Raw genomic sequence first — 20,518 nt, 5'->3', positions numbered from 1 at the left:
TTTATCCAAATGCACTTAGAGCTTGATGATCATTTAAGTTTGATTCGCGCACATAACGTAGCTGATGAAGTAGAGGCAATGCTTAAAGAACGCTTTGAGTCTGAGGTAGATATACTGATCCACCTCGACCCTTTGTCGGTACTTGTTAAGCCGTCACCGACTCACAAAACTGATACAAGCTCTTAAGCAATGGCTGGCGTATTTCATCACGTTCAAAAAACAGCTCGTGTTTAGCGCCTTCAAAGCTTTTAAGTACAGTGTTTACGTGCCTGTTTGCTAATTTATATTGGGCATTGTTATCAACCACTTCGTCGTTTTGCGCACTGGCAATATAAAGTGGAATAGTCACGCTTAAGTTATCCACAGAGGTTATAAATGCAAACGTCGCATTTAGCCAGCCGTAAGTAACACCGCCGAGCTGTAGTAATGGCTCTTCTTGATATGTTTGCCTAAATAGCTCGTAACGCACTGGGCTGCTGGTTAATACATTTGTAGCAAACTCATCGGGTATGTAATCGGTTTGCCCTAGTGCGTAATTGTCTTTTTGACCCAAAAGGGTTGCAGTACTTGCTATTAATTTAGCTAAAGGCTTTGGTGTATTTTTTGTATAAATATCAAGCATAGGCGCTGATAAAAACGCGCCACTAAAATTGTGTTCAAAATGCGCAAGATAGTCAAATGCTATGGCGCCGCCCATTGAATGACTCACTAACACCTTTTTACCTTGCCAATGAGTATCCACTATTTGTGTATTAAATAAGTTTAGGTCTGCGCTGTAATCTTTAAATTGATTAACATGGCCTTTGTGCTTATTTAGTAGGTGGCGATAAGAGCGGCCTTGTCCTTGGTGATCGGCTATGAATATGGCAAAATTATTGTTATACAGCTCCCATAACAACTCTTTATATTTATCTAACCCTTCAAGGCGCCCAGAGCTTATTACAATGGCATTTTTGGCTTTATCTGGTATGGCATAAGCATAAAATAATTGCCCGTTAGGTGTATCTAAATAAGCTTTAATTAGCGTGTTTTTATAAAAGTTATTAATTGTTATTTGATTACTCTTAAGCTCACGCTCACTACTATAAAACATGCTTTACTCTTTTATTAATGGCAAGGTTATATTAGCACACAAGCCACCTAGTTCTTTATTTGATAATACTAAACTGCCGCCATGCGCAGTAATAGCATTTTTAGCAATCGCAAGACCTAAACCCGTGCCACCACTTACGCGATCCCGCGCATCTGACTGTCTAAAAAAGGGCTCGCAAAGCTTGCTCAGTTGATCATCTGGCACACCAGAGCCATCGTCACATATTTCTATATAAATGGCATCAGCATGCTTTAGAGTAATACTAATCGTATTATTTGCGTATTTAATGGCGTTGCGAAGTAGGTTTTCAAGCGCACTGGCAATAAGGCCTTCGTCGCAATTAATATTGATGTCTAAAGCGCCCACTATATTTAGCTGCTTATTATTTTGTTTTGCTTCAAACTGCGCATCGTTAATAACGTGATCTACAATTATTTGTAATGATTGTTTTTGCAGTGAAAGCGCTTGGCTTTTTGCTTCTAAGCGAGAAACTTGAAGCACGTCGGCAATCATCTTATCGAGCTGGTTTGCTTCTTTTTCTATGCGTAATAAATACGATTGGCTAGCGTCGTTAGCTTGCATTTGTGCAAGCCCGGTAGCCATTTTTAAACGTGTAAGAGGCGATCGTAATTCATGTGATATGTCGGCTAATAAGCGTTTTTGTGAGCTGATTAAAAGCTCTAACTGATTAGCCATGCTGTTAAAATCTCGCCCTAGTATTCCTAGCTCATCTTTTCGGTTTACAGAAATGTCGGCTCTTGCGCTTAGGTTACCCGCTGATAGTTTAATTGCCGCTTTTTTAAGACTATTTATAGGGGCTATTAAGTTCCGGCTAAATACAAAGCTTAAAATAAGAGAGGCAACAATTGCGATGACTATTTTCATCCAATTAGGCATTAGCTTAAAGCGCATTATTAGCGGTGGTTGATGGTTAATATCTATTTCATAAAGATAAAAACTCCCTTCAGGCACGTTTATATTAACAGGGCCAAAGGCTTGATATTTTTCAGTGAAAATAATTTGCGGTGACATATTTTGAGTGAAGTTTAATAAACTTAAGTCGATGCTCTCTGGCACCTCTTTACTACTAAGAGAGTCCTCGCTTTGAGCTGCGCTTAAATATAAAAGTTTACGCTTTGATAGGCGAGGGTGTACTAATACTTCGCTTAGGCTGCGCTTATGTTTAATAGCAGTGCGCTCAATACTTTTGGCGGTGTATATTAGGTTTTTTTTCATCGGGCCATAAAGTGGCTCGTTAGATACCGCATTAATAGCGGTTATATTACTTAAAAATATAAGCGCTGCTACGGTGCCGATTATAGTTAACCAAAACCAAATAAATACTTTAAAAAACAGGTAGTGCCCAGGGTGTTTTAACCAAGCAAAGTAAGTGCTTTTATTCGCCTTGGATAAAGACATAACCCGTACCTCGCATTGTTTTAATTCGCTCACCTGGAATATGCTCAGCTATTTTTTTACGGATATTACTTACATGCATATCGATAGAGCGATCAAAAGAAGCTAAACGCCTGCCTAGTACTTCTTCGCTAATTTGCTCTTTACTAACCACTTCGCCTGCATTTTTACACAATAGTGTGAGTATTTCGTACTCTGTACCAGTAAGGGTCAGTGTAGATCCGTCGATTGAGGCCTCTCGCGCAGCAAGGTTAACAGTAATACCATTAACGAGTAACTTACTCGTTGTAGCTGCATTTAAGCTATTAATGTGCTCTATACGGCGTGTTATCGCTTTTACGCGGGCTAGTAATTCACGATGATTAAAAGGCTTTGGTATGTAATCGTCAGCGCCTAGCTCTAGGCCAAAAATACGGTCAAAGTCTTCACCTTTTGCAGTAAGCATTATGACCGGTGTGAGTTTTGTTTGCCTAAGTTGTTTAAGCACTTCAAAACCATCAAGCGTTGGTAACATTACATCTAGCAATATAAGGGCGTAGTCATTTGCTTGTGCTAGTTTAAGGCCTTGCTCACCGTCGTGTACGCTTTGTATTTCAAACCCTTGGGCAGTTAAATATTCACTTAATAGCTCACAAAGACCAGTATCGTCATCAATCATTAATAGTTTCATTTACAAACCCTTAGAGTTGTTTATAGCGTTATTTTACCCGCTAAATAGTGCAAAGGTGAATCTTTACACAACCTTTACACTGCTTTGCGTTACTTTGCATTGAGTTAGGTATAGTTAACTCACTGGCTTAGCAGCCACAACCAACCCAATATTAAGGTAATGATTATGACTAAATTAAATACACTTTCAAAATTAGTACTTATCTGTGGCTTAGCAACAGCAACTCTTGGTGCTGGTAGCGTATTAGCTAAAGGCGACGGACATAAACAAGGCCATTCTCAAGCTCGCTTTTTACTTTCTGAGCGCGGCGTTGAAAAATTAAGCTTAACAGATGAGCAGCAAACTAAGCTAAAAGCTATTTTTGAAGCGCAAAAAACACAGATGAAAGCGTTGCGTGGCGACGATAAAGAAGCCCGTAAAGCGATGCGTGAAGCGCATAAAGCTAAAATGGATGCGTTACTTTCGGCGGCAACATTTGACGAAAATGCAGCAAAAGAGCTATTAAATGAACGTCATGAAAAAGGTGATCAATTTGGTTTAATTAAACTAAAAACGCAGCACCAAGTAATGCAAGTTCTTAACGCTGAGCAAAAAGAGAAATTTGCTAAAATGCAAAAGCGTATGAATAAAAAGCACAGTAAACAAAAAAGTTAATTATACTTTTTGTAAATACTAAAAAACCAGCTTAATGCTGGTTTTCGTATTTAGGGCATAATGAAGATAAATTACTTAAAAAAGTCATCTTCATTTTTAGCCAGCATAGCTTCAATATCTTCAATCATGTCTTGGCTAAACTCTTCTGCGGACGTGATTGGTGCAGAAATTCTGTTATTTTCAAACGACCATTCACCTAAATCAATTAGCTGACAGCGCTTTGAGCAAAAAGGACGAAATGGGCTTTGCTCTGACCATTCAACTTTAGTTTTACAGGTTGGGCAGTTTACAATAGTAGGCATAATTTACTCTTTACAATCTTTTTCTGCATTTTACATTACTTAGATATGAGTCTCTAGGTATAAGTAAGGCTCTGAGTTTAGTATTCAGAACCTTATCACTTTTACTATGGACCTTTAAAAATTAGTCACGCGATTAATTTCACCAAGGGATGTAAGGCCATCGGCTGCTTTGCGTAAACCTGATAAACGTAAATTATTAAATCCGGCTTTAAGTGAAACGTCAGCTATTTCAAGCGAGTTACCACCGCGCATAATAATTTGGGCAATTTCAGGAGTAATTTGCATTACTTCGTAAATACCCACACGCCCTTTGTAACCATCAGTACAGCTATCACACCCTTTAGGCATATATAACGTCATTTCTTCAATTTGCTCGGCGCTAAATCCTTGGCGAGCCAGTTCTTCACTCGGAAGTTGTTCTGGCGTTTTACATTTAGGGCACAAACGACGTGCTAAACGCTGGGCTATTATTAAGCTGATCGAACTTGCTACGTTATAAGCCGGCACACCCATATTTAATAAACGAGTGATTGTTTCCGGCGCTGAGTTTGTATGCAATGTTGATAAAACCAAGTGACCTGTTTGCGCCGCTTTTATTGATATTTCTGCGGTTTCTAGGTCACGTATTTCACCTACCATAACTACATCAGGATCTTGACGTAAAAAAGCACGCAGTGCATTGGCAAAAGTCATATCGGCTTTAATATTAATTTGTACTTGGTTTACACCTTCAAGGTTAATCTCAACCGGATCCTCCGCAGTACTAATATTGCGCTCTGGCTGGTTTAATATATTTAAACCTGTGTATAGCGATACTGTTTTACCGGAACCCGTTGGCCCTGTTACTAGTATCATCCCTTGAGGCTGGGCAAGTGCATCCATATAGAGCTTTTTCTGCTCAGGCTCGTAACCTAATACATCAATGCCTAACATAGCGCTTGATGAATCAAGGATACGCATTACTATTTTTTCGCCCCACAAGGTAGGCATAGTACTTACACGAAAGTCGATACTTTTGCGTTCAGTGATTTTTAGTTTTATACGACCATCTTGTGGTTTACGTTTTTCGGCAATATCAAGTCGCGACATTACTTTAATACGTGCAGAAAGCTTGGTTGCTAATGTATTAGGTGGGCTTGCCACTTCATGCAAAATGCCATCAATACGAAAGCGAATACGGTACTTGTGCTCATACGGTTCAAAGTGTAAATCAGAGGCGCCTTTTTTAATGGCATCCATTAAAATTTTGTTGATGTATACGATGATAGGCGCATCATCTTTATCGTCATCTTGTGGTGCTGTATCTCTTTGGCTTTCTGAGTCTAAATCAGCAAATTCTTGAAACTCGTCATCAGTTAGATTTAAGCTGCCAGTGGCATCTAGTAATTGCTCGATTTTGGTATCGAGTTGAATATAATCAACAACAACAATTTCGCATGAAAGACCGGTACTAAACTCAAAGTTTTCGAATGCGCCGTAATCTGTTGGGTCTGATGCTGCGATATAAACTTTTCGATCTTTTTGAACAAGCGGCAAAATATGATGTTTACGTATAAGTTTTTCTTTTACGAGATCGGCCGGGATTCTTGTAGGATCAAAGTCTTTTAAATCAAAATAAGGTACGCGAAACAAATCAATACATTGTTCAGCTAAATCTTTACTATCGATTTTTCCACATTTAGAAATAAGCTCAGCTGTTGAGGCAAATTCATTTTGTTTGTTTTTAACCGTGTCGGCATCAATGCGGCCAAGGGTTATAAATTTTCTCAATAACGGTGAGTTAATATTCATTGCGCACCTGTTTTATTCCTTCAATAGTAAGCAATTTATCAGAAAAAAGAAGGTGATTACATCACCTTTCATTCTTTGTTGTGATTTTACTAACTAAAATACGAGTTTGTGTGAGTTTGGACAGTGTTAATGTGAGTTAGTTTTGTTGTGTAATGCATATTGTAGGTACTTTTTATGAAGATCAACAAGTTCTATATGCACTAGGTTTAAACTTCGGTCATTATTTAAAATATCATCCGCTTTTTGCTGTTTATCGGCGCGTGACATTTGCGAGGCAATAATACTTTTAACTTGCTCACTACTTGTGTTGTCACGTTTTGCCGTACGCGCTATTTGTACTGAGGTTGGTACGTCAATAAGTAGGGTATGGTCGCAATATTTATCAAGGTTGTTTTCAAACAATAAAGGCGCTACTAAAACAACATAAGGGCTAGTTGCATTATTTAAATCGTTTAGTATTTTTATCCGTATAAGAGGGTGTAGTAACGCATTGAGCCATTCTTTGTCACTGTTGTTAGTAAATATTTTTGCGCGAAGCTCTGCTCTATTTAATGTGCCATCGGGTAGTAAAATATCTTTGCCAAAGTGTTGGGTAATCGCTCTTAGCCCTTTACTATTTGGGAGTACTACTTCGCGCGCAATTATATCGGCATCAACAATTGTAATACCAAGATCTTCAAACATGTTACTGACGGCTGTTTTACCACAGCCAATACCGCCTGTTAAACCTAATACCCAGCTGTGTACTTTAGTAATTTGCTCACTCATTTTAATAACCAATTAAATTAAAATAAACGCCTTGAATTTGGTTGCCCCAAAGCATTGTGATCCAGCCAGCTATCGCTAGATAAGGCCCAAAAGGGATAGGGGTCGCTTTGTCTTTACCTTGTATGCTCAACAGCGCAATACCTATAATGGCACCTACTACGCTCGAAAGCAGAATAATAGTAAGTAATGACTGCCAGCCAAGTAATGCCCCAAATACAGCGAGTAGTTTAAAATCGCCATAGCCCATGCCTTCTTTTCCGGTTAGTAACTTAAATAACCAAAACACACTCCATAAGCTTAAATAACCGCAAGCAGCACCAATAATGGCATCGGTTGGTGTAATTGTGTAACCCATTACAGAAGCAATAAGTGCAAGCCATACTAGCGGAAGTGTAAGTTGATCTGGCAGCAGCATGTGGTCAATATCAATAAAGGTCAGTGCAACTAAAATCCACGTTACAAAAATATATAAAAGGGCTTGCTCGGTCGCACCAAAGCTATAGGCAACAATTAAACTTAATAGGGCAGTAATTAGTTCTACAGCAGGATAGCGAGCCGAAATAGGGTTACTGCAGCTTGCACATTTACCTTTAAGTGCTAACCAACTAATAATAGGAATATTCTGCCAAGGCTTAATGGCAGTTTTACATTTGGGGCAGGTAGAATTGGGTTTTAATAGGTTAAAAGGCTCGCTGATATTGGCTTGTCTAGGTTTATTAGCTGTAAGTTCATCTTCTAACAGTAATCTGCATTCACTTTGCCACTCACGTTGCATCATCAATGGTAAGCGATAAATAACCACATTTAAAAAACTACCAATACATAAACTTACTAAGCCAACTGTTGTTAAATAAAACCACAATTGGCTTTGCATTACTTCAATAATACTTTGCATCATATTACCTGAAAATTGTTCTAAAAATTAAGTGAAATTATTATCACAAAGAGAAATAAAAGAGAGTAAATGAGAGGACATTAATAGCTATACCTTATCAAAAAAGTAAGCTTCTCTTTTATTTCCTGTAAATTGCTATTTTTGGTAATTAAATTACAGCGCCAAGTTGGAAAATAGGCAAGTACATCGCGATAATTAAGCCACCAACAAGTACACCAAGTACGGCCATAATAAGTGGCTCAAGCAAGCTTGAAAGGCCATCTACTGCATCATCAACTTCTTGTTCGTAAATAGTAGCCACTTTCGCGAGCATGCCGTCTAATGAGCCGGACTCCTCACCAATAGCGACCATTTGTATTACCATATCAGGGAAAATTTTAGAGTTGCGCATAGCCCAGTTCATCTGATTACCAGAGCTCACTTCCACTTTAATATCTAAAATGGCATAACGATATACTGCATTGCCGGAAGCCCCAGCGGCAGAGTCAAGCGCATCAACCAGCGGCACACCAGCAGCAAAAGTGGTCGAAAGCGTTCGTGCATAACGAGCAACTGCTGCTTTATTTAAAATCATGCCAATAACAGGCAGTTTTAGTATTGCTCGGTCGGTTGCATCTCTTAATTTTAAACTTCTTAATTTAGCTTCTTTAAACGCGTATCCAAAAGCAAACATTCCAATAAGAATAATCCACCAATACGCTTGCATAAAGTCTGATATGCCAATAACAAATAAAGTGAATGGAGGAAGCTCAGCACCAAAGCCTGCGAATATTTCTTGAAACTGGGGTACAACAAAAATGAGCAGGATAGAGGTTACTATAAGAGCAACAACTAATACTGAAATAGGGTAAAACATCGCTTTTTTAATTTTCGATTTTAGTGCTTCAGACTTTTCTTTGTATAAAGCCACGCGATCAAATATTCTATCAAGCGCACCTGACTGCTCGCCTGATGCAACTAAATCACAATATAAATCATCAAAATAGCGGGGGTGTTTTCTAAGTGCTGTAGATAATGGTTGGCCTGCCTTAACTTCATCTGCAATGGTTTCCATGAGTTTACCAAGGCTCTTATTTGTTGCACCGGTACCTATCATCTCAATAGATTGTATTAACGGAACGCCCGCCATCAGCATGGTGGCAATTTGACGAGTGACTAGGGATATATCTTTAGGGGTGATTTTTTGAACGCTTTGAAGACCGAATAAGGGCTTTGCTTTACGCTTTACTTTTGAAGGCGTTATACCTTGTTTTCGAAGTTGTGCTTTTACTAGTGCGATACTATTCCCGCTAAGCTCTCCTTCAAGGCGTTTCCCTCTGGCGCTAACGCCTACCCACTGAAATGTACTTATGTCTTTTTTATCACTTTTTTTAGACATCGTAGAGCCTTAATTAATCGGTGTATAACTTACTTTAATGTACAACTATTAGGTAAATAATCACTTTGAAATTTAGAAGGGGTATCATAAATTTGACATTGCCATTCTGCACTAACAGGATTTCTAGTTAAACTTATTTTTGAACCAGAGATATTATTCCCATCCGCTATGTGGCCGATTATCTCATCTACTTTTATTTGATGATATTTGCAGGATGCTGCCGAATTAATATTTAATTGGCTTAAATTATCGGACGGTATGATATTTATGTTTTCATTTTTTATTATTTCGAAAGCCGAACGCGCGGTTGATATTTCGGCGAAACAACCAAAAATAAGAGTTTTAGAGTAAAACTTCTGATATATAGAAAAGCTTATACTCGCTATAATAGCGAGTATAAGTATTGATATCATTAGTTCAATTGTTGTAAAGCCATTTTTGTTCATAGTACTTATGGCTCAAACTTACTTTGAACTAAGTTTTACTTCTATCTACATTCTTCAGGTAATAATGAATCATCGATAGTCCCACTCGCAGTACAAGTCCATGCACCGCTATTAGCATTACGAGTCAGTGTAAGTGTTTCTCCATCTATAGGTGCACTACCTTGCAAAGTACCTACAATTGTAGTTGCTGTAACAGCATGAAGAGAACATGATTTTGCATCTCCCAAACCAATTTCTGAGCCACTCGCAGCATTAGGAGTAACTCCGGTACCGTCTAATGTTAAAATTTCAAACTGAGTTTTACCTGGCGCAATTTCTTGATAACAAGCAGTTGCTTGAGATTTTGCCGTGTAACCTTGATACTGTGGCAATGCAATTGCAGCAAGAATACCGATGATTGCTACTACAATCATTAATTCAATTAGGGTGAAACCCTGTTGTTTTTGAGTCATTGTTTTCATGTTTCCTCTCCTAAAGGATAGATTTTTGTAACTTAAATCATTTAAGCGGCAAAATGCCTCACTTAATTTAACTGATTTACTTTACAGTTTTACTTAAAATTAATTTTATTACACTTTAGCTTTAGAGTATGAAACACAAAAGCCGTATGTGAATTCATTATGTTTAGTACTAATTATAAAAGTTTACTAAGTGCACTACATGTTGTAGCAACAAATAGTATAGGCATAAAGTAAGTAGTTTAGTTGCTTTAGTTTTTAATTATGTCTTTAAAAACTAAAGGTACTAGTTATTTATGACTACCTTTTAAAATAAAATAGTACAACAGAATTAGTCTACCATTTTATTTTAGTATTTAGCACGTATCTTCTTATAAAAAAGCGATTTTATTTAACAAAATGTTACAAAGTAAGCCTTTCGGGTTATTTAATGCTTTTTTACTTAACTTGTCAATCGATTAGCGGTATTAATTGGCAGTTGTTGCTTTAAAATTGTTCAAAACGCATCGATAAATCGATTGATTGTAAGTTTTTTGTTAACGCTCCGCTTGATATAAAATCGACGCCGGCTTGTGAATAAGTTTTGAGCGTTTCTAGGGTCATATTGCCTGAAACCTCTAATTTTGCACGCTTGTTGGTCAAAATTACGGCTTGTTTAATTTGTTCTACGCTAAAGTTGTCGAGCATTACTATGTCGGCACCTGCCTCAATCGCTTGCTTAAGTTCAGGGAGTGATTCTACTTCTACTTCGACAGGTTTGTTTGGGTGGTTTTGTTTAGCTTGAGCTACTGCTTTGTTTATTGTGCCACAAGCCGCTATATGATTTTCTTTAATTAAAAAAGCGTCAAATAATCCAATTCGATGGTTTGCACCCCCTCCACATTTTACTGCGTATTTTTGAAGAGCGCGCAGACCAGGTATGGTTTTGCGTGTATCGAGTAGTTGCGTAGTTGTACCGCTCAGCTCTTTTACATAATGTGCTGTAGTAGTTGCAGTGCCTGATAACGTTTGCACAAAGTTAAGTGCTGTACGTTCGGCAGTTAATATTGAACGAGCCGAGCCAATAGCGGTAAATAATGTGCTGTTTGCTTTAACTGCGTCGCCGTCGTTTATTAGTACATTAACTTTAACGCTTGGGTCTACTTGTTTGAATACTTCAAGGATGATGTCTTTTCCGCAAAAAATGCAGTCTTCGCGGGTGATTACTTTTGCGTTGGCTTGCTCGCTCTGAGGGATAAGCTGCGCGGTAATATCGCCTTCTTGAGCTGTTTGATAATTTAGATCTTCGTCGAGTGCAAGAGTGACAAGTTGGCTAACTAAAGAGTGCGGGATAGACATAATAAAAGCTCATAAGCGTTAATAAATTAAGCAAATTTTACTATGTTTATAAAAGAAAGAGAAGCGATTGCCTTTTCGCTAATATAAAGATAAGCGCTTGAAGTAAATTCGTACCTACCTATGGGTTTGAATTATCTGTAGGTGAGGTTTTATACCTCGCTTTTAATTTCAAAAGTTATGTTACATGAGCGGATGTAAATTCGCACCTACGTGTGGGTTTGAATTATTTGTAGGTGAGGTTTTATACCTCGCTTGTTACTATCATTTTTTTAATAAATCCATTAGCATCAGTGCTATGTATATCTTGATATTTATATAATAAACGTATCATGAAAATAGATTTAGACGGTGTTTTAAGTACGGTAGCGCAGCGGCCTTGTTCGCATTTTGATGAGCGCCCTGATGAGGCTGATATTTCTTTATTGGTGATTCACAATATATCATTGCCAGCAGGGCAGTTTGGTACACCTTTCGTTGATGAGTTATTTATGGGGTGCATTGATTGCAATGCTCATCCGAGTTTTAGTGACTTAAAGAATTTACGTGTATCGGCCCATTGCTTTATAAAGCGCACCGGTGAGGTTATACAATACGTGCCTTTTGAAAAGCGCGCTTGGCATGCAGGGCAATCTGAGTTTGAGGGGGTACCTGCTTGTAATAACTTTAGCATTGGCATTGAGCTTGAAGGTACCGACACCGCTCCATATTCTTTAGCACAGTACAAAACATTAACTATTATTAGTAAATCTATAATGCAACGCTATCCAAAAATTACCCCTTCGCGTATTGTTGGGCATTGCGATATTGCCCCTGGGCGTAAAACCGATCCTGGCAGTAGCTTTAATTGGCCATTGTTTTTTAATATGCTTGAACAACTAAGTTAAGAGAGTTATTCCCATGATTTTAGTTTCTATAATAATTGCATTAATACTAGAGCGCTTAGGCGCTCGGTCTAATTACTGGCAGATAAGTTATTACGCAAATGGTTATTTAAATCGCTCTAATAAATTACTTGGTGATAAGGGCTTATTTAGCTCAGCACCGGGCTTTTTAATTTGGCTTTTACTTCCAGTGATTGCGATGGCACTAATTTATTGTTTATCTGATTTTGTTTTGTGGCAGTTGGGCATTAATATCGCGGTGCTTTTGGTTTGCTTTGGTTGTGCTAAGCAGCGTGCTTTATATAAGTCGTATTTAAATGCGTTAACGCGAGATGACGGTACTGCTGCATCTTTATATGCGTTGCAAATAGGTCAAAAGCGTACTGATGATCAAGATGGTGGCGAAACCTTTGGGCAAACATTGGCGTGGGTAAACTTTAGATTTTACTGCGCGGTTATTTTTTGGTTTGTTGTTTTAGGCGCGCCAGGTGCGGTTTTATATGCACTGGTACGTACTTTAGCTGATTTAGTACGAGAAGATCATAAAGTAATATTTGCTAAGCGTTTTAAACTTATACATAAATTATTGTTTTGGCTCGACTGGTTACCTGCACGTATTACCAGCTTTGGTTATTTAGTAATAGGTAACTTTAATAAAGGCACAAGCTGTTGGCTACGTTACGTACTTAACTTTAAATCTCCAAACCGAGAAGTAGTAACATGTACTGCGCTGGCTGCAGAGCAAGTTGAAAAGCGTTATTACGGCTGTACCTACGAGGCCACTTGTATGATTAAGCTTGTTAAGCGCAATGTATTATTTTACTTAGTACTTATAGCACTACTTACATTATTTGGTGGACTGTCTTAAGTTAATACCTTTTTAATAAAGTACCTTATGCAATGTAAGGTACTTTAATCTCTTCCTGCAATTTTTAAACACAATAAAATAGAGCTAATATTCTAATTTCTTCTGGTCAGACCAATTGTTTTCATCCTATTAACGTTATAACAATTTTTGTAAATTGCGCATTGTTTAATCTTCGTTCAAAATGCGTTACGCTACTTTAATTGCTCAAGTTACCTGTAAATTGACAGCTAATAAGGTTTTTGATACCGTATTGAAAATTTTTGGTATGACCAATTTACCTTTTGGGTAAATCATACTACTCAAAGCCCCGCTTTATGGGCTCTTGGTATTTATACAACGCGGACGTTGATTCATGTCTTTAAAGATCAAAGCAGCAAAGTTATCTGATGTTATTTTACAGCAACTCGAGAACATGATTCTTGAAGGCTCGTTAGCACCAGGTGAAAAGTTGCCACCAGAGCGTGAACTAGCAAAGCAATTTGAAGTGTCTCGCCCGTCACTGCGTGAGGCAATTCAAAAATTAGAAGCGAAAGGTTTAGTTACGCGTCGCCAGGGTGGCGGCACGTTTGTAAAAAATCAGCTCGAAGAAGGGCTTACTGATCCACTTTTTGATTTGATTAGTAAACACCCTGAGTCGCAGTTTGATTTACTTGAATTTCGTCATGCATTAGAAGGGATTGCTGCTTACTACGCGGCACTGCGCGGGACCAGCAACGATTTTAGCAAAGTGAAAGAAAGCTTTGATAAAATTGCCCTAGTTAATGATGATTTACAGCAAAAAGCAAAAGCAATTAATGCATTTCACTTTAGCGTGGCAGAAGCTTCGCATAATGTGGTGTTACTGCATTTAGTAAGAGGCATGAAAGCGCTGCTTGAGCAAAATGTATTGCAAAATTTAACTGTTTTATTAAAAAAGTCAGATATTAGCAGTCAATTAGCCCAACACAGGCGTTTATTAATGGATGCCGTTATTGACGGTAATCCAGAACAAGCCCGTTTAGCAAGTAATGCGCACTTAGCATTTATCGAAGAAGCACTACTTGAAGCAGGCAAAGAACATTCGCGAATTGAACGTAGTTTAAGACGCACTAAACAAAATTAAGTTAGTACATAACTACTTTGAACACACAAATTAAGTAGCTGTGATATTAAATTAACAATATTCGTATTTTAAACATAAGGAAACCTCCATATGTCTGAAGTCAATAAAATTGACGTAGACGCGCTAGAAACACAAGAGTGGTTACAAGCTCTTGAATCAGTTGTGCGCGAAGAAGGTGTTGAACGAGCTCAGTTTTTACTTGAGCAAGTATTAGAGCAAGCCCGTTTAGACGGCGTTGATATGCCAACGGGTATTACCACGAACTACGTTAATACTATTCCTGTAGATCAAGAACCTGCTTACCCAGGTGATGTAAATCTTGAGCGTCGTATTCGTTCAATTATACGTTGGAACGCGATTATGATCGTTCTACGTGCATCTAAAAAAGATCTCGACTTAGGCGGCCATATGGCGTCTTACCAATCATCTGCTGCATTTTATGAAGTGTGTTTTAACCACTTTTTTAAAGCGCCAAATGATGTAGACGGTGGTGACTTAGTTTATTACCAAGGTCATATTTCTCCTGGTATTTATGCACGTGCATTTGTTGAAGGTCGTTTATCGGCTGCACAACTAGATAACTTCCGCCAAGAAGTTGATGGCGAAGGCTTACCATCGTACCCACACCCTAAGTTAATGCCTGAATTTTGGCAGTTCCCTACGGTATCAATGGGCTTAGGTCCTATTTCGTCTATTTACCAAGCGCGCTTCTTAAAATACTTAGATGGTCGTGGCTTAAAAGATACTAAAAACCAACGTGTATACGCGTTTTTAGGTGACGGTGAAATGGATGAGCCAGAATCACGCGGTGCAATCTCTTTTGCTGCACGTGAAAAACTAGATAACCTTTGTTACTTAGTTAACTGTAACTTACAGCGTTTAGACGGCCCAGTTATGGGTAACGGTAAAATTATTCAAGAGCTGGAAGGCTTGTTTAAAGGCGCTGGCTGGAACGTAATTAAACTAGTGTGGGGCAGCGGTTGGGATATTCTTCTAGCTAAAGACACAACGGGTAAATTACTACAGTTAATGAACGAAACTGTTGATGGCGATTACCAAACATATAAAGCTAAAGATGGCGCGTATGTACGCGAAAACTTCTTTGGTCGTTACCCAGAAACAGCTGCACTTGTTGCTGACATGACAGATGACGAAATTTTCGCGCTTAAGCGTGGTGGTCATGAGTCATCAAAATTATTTGCTGCATTTAAAAAAGCAGAAGACACTAAAGGCCGTCCAACTGTAATTCTTGCTAAAACTGTAAAAGGTTACGGCATGGGTGAAGCAGCTGAAGGTAAAAACATTGCGCACCAAGTGAAAAAAATGGACATGTCGCATGTTGCGCATTTACGTTCACGCCTTGGTCTTGATGATTTAGTATCTGAAGAGCAACTTGCAGAACTACCTTATTTAGAGCTTGAAGAAGGTTCACCTGAGTATAAATATCTACATGCTCGTCGTGATGAACTTAAAGGTTATACACCTAAGCGTATCCCACGTTTTAGTGAAAAACTTAAGTTGCCAGAAGTAGACGCGTTTAAGCCGCTACTTGAAGAGCAAAAGCGTGATATTTCAACCACTATGGGTTTTGTTCGTGCACTTAATATCTTATTAAAAGATAAAGGCATTGGTAAAAACATCGTACCAATTATTGCCGATGAAGCGCGTACATTTGGTATGGAAGGTTTATTCCGTCAAATCGGTATTTATAACCCGCATGGCCAAAACTATACGCCACAGGATCGTGATATTGTTTCTTATTATAAAGAAACTGTATCAGGGCAAGTGCTTCAAGAAGGTATTAATGAGTTAGGTGCAATGTCGTCATGGGTTGCTGCTGCAACTTCATACAGCACTAACGATTTACCAATGATCCCATTCTACATTTACTACTCTATGTTTGGTTTCCAACGCGTTGGTGACATGGCATGGATGGCGGGCGATCAACAAGCACGTGGTTTCTTATTAGGTGCTACTGCGGGTCGTACAACGCTAAATGGTGAAGGCTTGCAACACGAAGATGGTCACAGTCATATTCTTGCTAATACGGTTCCTAACTGTATTTCATATGACCCAACTTACGCGTTTGAAGTAGCTGTTATTGTACAAGACGGTATTCGTCGTATGTACGGTGATGACCAAGAAAATATTTACTACTACCTAACGCTTATGAACGAAAACTACCATCAGCCAGCTATGCCAGAAGGCGCTGAAGAAGGTATTCGTAAAGGTATTTATAAGCTTGAAAGTTACGAAGGTAAAAAAGCCAACGTACAGCTATTAAGCTCAGGTACTATTATGACTGAAGTACGTAAAGCCGCTACGATTCTAAGCGAAGAGTATGGCATTGCGTCTGACGTGTTCTCTGTAACGTCTTTCAACGAATTAACGCGTGAAGGTCAAGATGTTGAACGTTTCAACATGCTTAACCCTGAAGGCGAGCAAAAAACAGCATTCATCACAAGCGTATTAAACGACTCTGTGACTGTTGCAGCAACGGATTACATGAAAAACTACGCAGAACAAGCGCGTTCATTTATTCCAAGCAGCAACTACAAAGTGCTAGGTACAGATGGTTACGGTCGTTCTGATAGCCGTGAAAACCTACGTCGTCACTTTGAAGTTAACGCGGGCTACGTTGTTGTTGCTACGTTATCTGAACTTGCTAAACGCGGTGAAGTTGAGAAGTCAGTAGTTGTTGAAGCACTTAAAAAGTTCAACATCGACACTAACAAACTTAACCCACTGTACGCATAAGAGGTTTGCAATGAGTATTGAAATTAAAGTACCAGATATTGGTGACGACGAAGTAGAAGTAACCGAAATATTAGTAAGCGTTGGCGACAAAGTAGATGTTGACCAATCATTACTTAATGTTGAAGGCGACAAAGCATCAATGGAAATACCTGCTTCGCAAGCGGGTACAGTGAAAGAGATTAAAGTAAACGTTGGCGACACCGTTACAACTGGCTCTTTAGTATTTTTGTTTGAAGGCGAGAGTGAAAGCACTGGTGAAGAAAAAGCATCAGCCGCTGCTCCAGCTAAATCTGAAGAGGCAGCACCTGCTGCTTCTACAGGTTCTTCAACTAAAGAAGTAACCGTACCAGACATTGGCGATGATGAAGTTGAAGTAACTGAAATCATGGTTGCTGTTGGCGACACCGTTTCAGAAGAGCAATCTATCTTAAACGTGGAAGGCGACAAGGCAGCAATGGAAGTTCCCGCTCCATTTGCCGGTATAGTTAAAGAAATTAAAGTCGCCGCTGGCGATACAGTTAAAACAGGCTCATTAGTGTTTGTTTTTGAAGTAGCAGGAAGTGAATCTGCAGCACCGGCTAAAGAGTCGGCTCCTGTAGAAGCGCCAGCAGCTAGCTCAACAGCAAATGCAGCACCAAGTACTAAAGAAGTTAATGTACCTGATATTGGTGGCGATGAAGTTGAAGTAACTGAAATTATGGTTGCAGTTGGCGATACGGTTGAAGAAGATCAATCAATCTTAAACGTTGAAGGCGACAAAGCTGCAATGGAAGTACCAGCTCCATTTGCAGGTACAGTTAAAGAAATTAAAGTAGCCGCTGGCGATAAAGTATCGACTGGCTCATTAATTTTTGTATTTGAAGTTGCAGGCAGCGCGCCAGTAGCAGCACCTGCACCAGCTGAAAAATCAGCACCTGCAGCTGCGGCTAAAACTGAGTCGGCACCGGCTCAAGCAGCACCTGCAAAAGCAAGTAATGAAAGCTTCACAGAAAACAGCGCGTATGCTCATGCATCACCTGTTGTTCGCCGTTTAGCGCGTGAGTTTGGTATTAACCTAGCTAATGTTAAAGGCACTGGTCGCAAAGCCCGTATAGTTAAAGAAGACGTGCAAAACTACGTTAAAAACTTAGTTAAGCAAGTTGAGTCTGGTCAATTGTCAGCAGGTAGTAGCGCTGGTGGTAGCGAGCTTGGTCTTATTCCATGGCCTAAAGTTGATTTTGCTAAGTTTGGCGAAATTGAAGAGCAAAAGCTGTCTCGTATTCAAAAGCTATCAGGCAAAAACTTACACCGTAACTGGGTGCAAATCCCACATGTTACACAGTTTGACGAAGCTGATATCACAAGCCTTGAAGTATTCCGTAAAGAGCAAAATGTGCTTAGCGAGAAGAAAAAGCTGGGTGTTAAAATTACGCCGCTTGTGTTTGTAATGAAAGCAGCTGCAAAAGCACTTGCTGAATTTCCAAAATTCAACTCATCGCTTTCTGAGGACGGCGAAAGCTTAATCCTTAAAAAGTACATTAACATTGGTGTTGCAGTTGATACGCCAAACGGTTTAGTTGTACCAGTGTTTAAAGATGTTGATAAAAAAGGCATTATTGAACTATCACGCGAATTAATGGAAGTATCTGTTAAAGCACGTGACGGGAAGCTTACATCGTCTGATATGCAAGGTGGTTGTTTTACTATTTCTAGCCTTGGCGGTATTGGCGGTACGGCATTTACGCCGATTGTTAATGCACCAGAAGTTGCTATTTTAGGTGTGTCTAAATCTGAAATGAAACCTAAATGGAATGGCAAAGAGTTTGAACCAAAACTAATGGTTCCGCTGTCTATGTCATACGACCATAGGGTTATTGACGGAGCCTTAGCTGCACGCTTTACTGTGACTCTTGCAAGTTACATGAGCGATATTCGCCAATTGGTGATGTAATCGCTGGACAATGAATAGAATCAAATCCCAGCCAGTTGTTTTTAGCTGGGATTTTTACCATTTGCAATGATACAATCTTTGCACAAATTTGTGATCTGCTCTCACTTTCTGCCTTGCAGAAACATGGCAGTTAAACTTTAGGGCAGTGTCCCGTTCAAACAATTAAGGTAATAGCATGAGCAACGAATTAAAAACTCAAGTTGTTGTACTAGGCGGTGGTCCTGGTGGTTACTCTGCGGCATTCCGCGCTGCTGACTTGGGCTTAGAAGTTACATTGGTAGAATCTCGTGAAACATTAGGCGGCGTATGTCTTAATGTTGGTTGTATTCCTTCAAAAGCACTTTTACACGTAGCTAAAGTGATTGATGATGCAGCTGAAATGTCATCTCATGGTGTTACTTTTGGCGCACCAAAGATCGATCTTGACCAAGTTCGTACTTGGAAAGATTCTGTAGTTGGCCAGTTAACTGGTGGACTAGAGGGCATGGCTAAAATGCGTAAAGTGAAAGTTGTATCTGGTTACGGCAAATTCACTGGCAGCAATACTTTAGTAGTTGAAGGCGAGAAAGACTCTACAACTATCACGTTTGATAACGCGATTATTGCAGCAGGTTCTAAACCAGTTAACTTACCTTTCATCCCACAAGATGACCGTGTAATTGATTCAACTGGCGCGCTAGAGCTTAAAGATGTACCAGAAAAGCTACTTGTACTTGGTGGTGGTATTATCGGTCTTGAAATGGGTACGGTTTACCGTGCACTAGGTTCTGCAATTGATGTTGTAGAATTTGCTGACCAATTAGTTCCAGCAGCTGATAAAGACATTATCAAAATTTACCAAAAATACGTAAGCAAAAAATTCAACGTAATGCTTTCAACTAAAGTTGTTGGTGTTGAAGCTAAAAAAGATGGCTTATACGTAACGTTTGAAGGTAAAAATGCACCAGCAGAACCTGTACGTTACGACAAAGTGCTTGTTGCAGTTGGCCGTACTCCAAACGGTAACTTACTTGATGCTGAAAAAGCGGGCGTAAACGTTGATGAGCGTGGCTTTATTAATGTTGATAAGCAACTACGTACTAACGTAAGCCATATTTTTGCAATTGGTGACTTAGTTGGCCAGCCTATGCTTGCGCATAAAGCGGTTCATGAAGGTCATGTTGCTGCAGAAGTTATTTCTGGTCAGAAGCATTTCTTCGACCCTAAATGTATTCCTTCGATTGCGTATACTGACCCAGAAATCGCTTGGGTAGGTGTTACTGAGAAAGAAGCAAAAGAGCAAGGCCTAAAAATTGAAACTGCGGTATTCCCGTGGGCAGCTTCTGGTCGTGCTATTGCATCATCTCGTACTGAAGGTTCTACTAAACTTATTTTTGATAAAGAAAGTGGCCGTATAATCGGTGGTGCTATGATCGGTATTAACGCGGGCGAAATGCTTGGCGAAATCGGTTTAGGTATTGAAATGGGTGCTGATGGTGAAGACTTAGCGCTTACTATTCATGCTCACCCTACATTGAATGAATCAATCGGCCTTGCAGCTGAAATTTTTGAAGGTTCGATCACTGACTTACCAAACAAAAAAGCAGTTAAAAAGAAGTAATTTAACTTTTTAGCATTTGTTTGAAAAACCCAAGCCTGGCTTGGGTTTTTTTATGGGTGAAAGAGCAGGTTTTAATTATGCGTAGGTGCGGCTTTATGCCGCGTTTTTTAAATTCAAAAAATTGCGCGAGGTAAACTCGCGACTACGGGGGCGCTTGTTAAATTAAAAACT

Annotated in this window: 19 protein-coding genes; 8 read left to right on the top strand and 11 right to left on the bottom strand. The window is 39.2% G+C overall.

Annotated elements, in window-relative coordinates; translation table 11 throughout:
• Positions 1-186: cation transporter dimerization domain-containing protein (locus tag P20429_RS20430; RefSeq protein ID WP_304647639.1), on the top strand; the 186-nt coding region annotated here is incomplete at its 5' end.
• Here P20429_RS20430 and P20429_RS03175 read toward each other — a convergent pair.
• The 3 genes from P20429_RS03175 to P20429_RS03185 are packed head-to-tail and all read right to left on the bottom strand — an operon-like array spanning position 146 to position 3,179.
• The gene (locus P20429_RS03175) at positions 146-1,093 is read right to left on the bottom strand and encodes an alpha/beta fold hydrolase (RefSeq protein ID WP_007586153.1); all 948 of its coding nucleotides are present in this window, start codon (positions 1,091-1,093) and stop codon (positions 146-148) included. The genes P20429_RS20430 and P20429_RS03175 overlap by 41 nt on opposite strands.
• Positions 1,094-1,096: 3 nt before the next feature.
• Positions 1,097-2,512, bottom strand: a complete 1,416-nt coding sequence (locus P20429_RS03180) for an ATP-binding protein (RefSeq protein ID WP_007586152.1) — start codon at positions 2,510-2,512, stop codon at positions 1,097-1,099.
• Positions 2,490-3,179, bottom strand: coding sequence for a response regulator (locus P20429_RS03185; RefSeq protein WP_007586150.1), 690 nt, complete (start codon positions 3,177-3,179; stop codon positions 2,490-2,492). Before P20429_RS03185 ends, P20429_RS03180 begins: the two co-directional genes overlap by 23 nt.
• A 165-nt stretch (positions 3,180-3,344) precedes the next feature.
• Here P20429_RS03185 and P20429_RS03190 point away from each other — a divergent pair, with 165 nt between their 5' ends.
• Complete coding sequence (locus tag P20429_RS03190; RefSeq protein WP_007586148.1) at positions 3,345-3,833, top strand: Spy/CpxP family protein refolding chaperone; 489 nt, start codon at positions 3,345-3,347, stop codon at positions 3,831-3,833.
• A 71-nt stretch (positions 3,834-3,904) separates the two neighbouring features.
• On the opposite strand, the gene yacG is transcribed toward P20429_RS03190, so the two are convergent.
• From yacG to nadC, 8 genes are all read right to left on the bottom strand, one after another.
• Complete coding sequence (gene yacG, locus P20429_RS03195; protein ID WP_007586146.1) at positions 3,905-4,135, bottom strand: DNA gyrase inhibitor YacG; 231 nt, start codon at positions 4,133-4,135, stop codon at positions 3,905-3,907.
• Positions 4,136-4,249: 114 nt separating this feature from the next.
• Positions 4,250-5,926 (bottom strand): type IV-A pilus assembly ATPase PilB, encoded by a 1,677-nt coding sequence (gene pilB, locus P20429_RS03200; RefSeq protein ID WP_007586143.1) that lies wholly within the window; start codon positions 5,924-5,926, stop codon positions 4,250-4,252.
• 126 nt (positions 5,927-6,052) lie between these two features.
• Complete coding sequence (gene coaE / locus P20429_RS03205; protein WP_007586142.1) at positions 6,053-6,694, bottom strand: dephospho-CoA kinase; 642 nt, start codon at positions 6,692-6,694, stop codon at positions 6,053-6,055.
• 1 nt (position 6,695) lies between these two features.
• Positions 6,696-7,589: an A24 family peptidase gene (locus P20429_RS03210; protein WP_007586141.1), complete on the bottom strand. Its 894-nt coding sequence runs from the start codon at positions 7,587-7,589 to the stop codon at positions 6,696-6,698.
• Positions 7,590-7,737: 148 nt separating this feature from the next.
• Positions 7,738-8,967: a type II secretion system F family protein gene (locus P20429_RS03215; RefSeq protein WP_007586140.1), complete on the bottom strand. Its 1,230-nt coding sequence runs from the start codon at positions 8,965-8,967 to the stop codon at positions 7,738-7,740.
• 29 nt (positions 8,968-8,996) lie between these two features.
• Positions 8,997-9,413 (bottom strand): pilin, encoded by a 417-nt coding sequence (locus P20429_RS03220; RefSeq protein WP_007586138.1) that lies wholly within the window; start codon positions 9,411-9,413, stop codon positions 8,997-8,999.
• 41 nt (positions 9,414-9,454) lie between these two features.
• Positions 9,455-9,874 carry a pilin gene (locus P20429_RS03225; protein WP_007586136.1) on the bottom strand — a complete coding sequence of 140 codons (420 nt, stop codon included), beginning with the start codon at positions 9,872-9,874 and terminating at the stop codon, positions 9,455-9,457.
• A gap of 483 nt (positions 9,875-10,357) precedes the next feature.
• Positions 10,358-11,209, bottom strand: coding sequence for a carboxylating nicotinate-nucleotide diphosphorylase (gene nadC / locus P20429_RS03230; RefSeq protein WP_007586134.1), 852 nt, complete (start codon positions 11,207-11,209; stop codon positions 10,358-10,360).
• Between the two features lie 329 nt (positions 11,210-11,538).
• Here nadC and ampD point away from each other — a divergent pair, with 329 nt between their 5' ends.
• The 6 genes from ampD (at position 11,539) to lpdA (ending at position 20,347) form a co-directional block, all read left to right on the top strand.
• Positions 11,539-12,093 (top strand): 1,6-anhydro-N-acetylmuramyl-L-alanine amidase AmpD, encoded by a 555-nt coding sequence (gene ampD / locus P20429_RS03235; protein WP_007586132.1) that lies wholly within the window; start codon positions 11,539-11,541, stop codon positions 12,091-12,093.
• 13 nt (positions 12,094-12,106) lie between these two features.
• Positions 12,107-12,958: a beta-lactamase regulator AmpE gene (gene ampE, locus P20429_RS03240; protein ID WP_007586130.1), complete on the top strand. Its 852-nt coding sequence runs from the start codon at positions 12,107-12,109 to the stop codon at positions 12,956-12,958.
• A 352-nt stretch (positions 12,959-13,310) separates the two neighbouring features.
• A complete protein-coding gene (pdhR, locus tag P20429_RS03245; RefSeq protein ID WP_007586129.1) occupies positions 13,311-14,060 on the top strand; it encodes a pyruvate dehydrogenase complex transcriptional repressor PdhR in 750 nt (249 codons plus the stop codon).
• A 90-nt stretch (positions 14,061-14,150) separates the two neighbouring features.
• Positions 14,151-16,817, top strand: coding sequence for a pyruvate dehydrogenase (acetyl-transferring), homodimeric type (aceE, locus tag P20429_RS03250; RefSeq protein WP_007586128.1), 2,667 nt, complete (start codon positions 14,151-14,153; stop codon positions 16,815-16,817).
• A gap of 10 nt (positions 16,818-16,827) precedes the next feature.
• Positions 16,828-18,747, top strand: a complete 1,920-nt coding sequence (gene aceF, locus P20429_RS03255) for a pyruvate dehydrogenase complex dihydrolipoyllysine-residue acetyltransferase (protein WP_007586126.1) — start codon at positions 16,828-16,830, stop codon at positions 18,745-18,747.
• 175 nt (positions 18,748-18,922) lie between these two features.
• On the top strand, positions 18,923-20,347 hold the full coding sequence (lpdA, locus tag P20429_RS03260) for a dihydrolipoyl dehydrogenase (RefSeq protein WP_007586124.1): 1,425 nt from the start codon (positions 18,923-18,925) through the stop codon (positions 20,345-20,347).
• Positions 20,348-20,518: the final 171 nt, after the last annotated feature.

The organism is Pseudoalteromonas sp. BSi20429, assembly GCF_000238895.1.
GTDB classification, from domain to species: Bacteria; Pseudomonadota; Gammaproteobacteria; order Enterobacterales; family Alteromonadaceae; genus Pseudoalteromonas; species Pseudoalteromonas arctica.
Note: the sequence above shows the minus strand (reverse complement) of the source record. Positions and strands in the feature narration are given on the sequence as shown.

Bases quoted from the DNA above. Each gene is read 5' to 3' on its own strand.
- P20429_RS03175 (WP_007586153.1), bottom strand. From the start codon at position 1,093: ATGTTTTATAGTAGTGAGCGTGAGCTTAAGAGTAATCAAATAACAATT.
- P20429_RS03180 (WP_007586152.1), bottom strand. From the start codon at position 2,512: ATGTCTTTATCCAAGGCGAATAAAAGCACTTACTTTGCTTGGTTAAAA.
- P20429_RS03185 (WP_007586150.1), bottom strand. From the start codon at position 3,179: ATGAAACTATTAATGATTGATGACGATACTGGTCTTTGTGAGCTATTA.
- P20429_RS03190 (WP_007586148.1), top strand. From the start codon at position 3,345: ATGACTAAATTAAATACACTTTCAAAATTAGTACTTATCTGTGGCTTA.
- yacG (WP_007586146.1), bottom strand. From the start codon at position 4,135: ATGCCTACTATTGTAAACTGCCCAACCTGTAAAACTAAAGTTGAATGG.
- pilB (WP_007586143.1), bottom strand. From the start codon at position 5,926: ATGAATATTAACTCACCGTTATTGAGAAAATTTATAACCCTTGGCCGC.
- coaE (WP_007586142.1), bottom strand. From the start codon at position 6,694: ATGAGTGAGCAAATTACTAAAGTACACAGCTGGGTATTAGGTTTAACA.
- P20429_RS03210 (WP_007586141.1), bottom strand. From the start codon at position 7,589: ATGCAAAGTATTATTGAAGTAATGCAAAGCCAATTGTGGTTTTATTTA.
- P20429_RS03215 (WP_007586140.1), bottom strand. From the start codon at position 8,967: ATGTCTAAAAAAAGTGATAAAAAAGACATAAGTACATTTCAGTGGGTA.
- P20429_RS03220 (WP_007586138.1), bottom strand. From the start codon at position 9,413: ATGAACAAAAATGGCTTTACAACAATTGAACTAATGATATCAATACTT.
- P20429_RS03225 (WP_007586136.1), bottom strand. From the start codon at position 9,874: ATGAAAACAATGACTCAAAAACAACAGGGTTTCACCCTAATTGAATTA.
- nadC (WP_007586134.1), bottom strand. From the start codon at position 11,209: ATGTCTATCCCGCACTCTTTAGTTAGCCAACTTGTCACTCTTGCACTC.
- ampD (WP_007586132.1), top strand. From the start codon at position 11,539: ATGAAAATAGATTTAGACGGTGTTTTAAGTACGGTAGCGCAGCGGCCT.
- ampE (WP_007586130.1), top strand. From the start codon at position 12,107: ATGATTTTAGTTTCTATAATAATTGCATTAATACTAGAGCGCTTAGGC.
- pdhR (WP_007586129.1), top strand. From the start codon at position 13,311: ATGTCTTTAAAGATCAAAGCAGCAAAGTTATCTGATGTTATTTTACAG.
- aceE (WP_007586128.1), top strand. From the start codon at position 14,151: ATGTCTGAAGTCAATAAAATTGACGTAGACGCGCTAGAAACACAAGAG.
- aceF (WP_007586126.1), top strand. From the start codon at position 16,828: ATGAGTATTGAAATTAAAGTACCAGATATTGGTGACGACGAAGTAGAA.
- lpdA (WP_007586124.1), top strand. From the start codon at position 18,923: ATGAGCAACGAATTAAAAACTCAAGTTGTTGTACTAGGCGGTGGTCCT.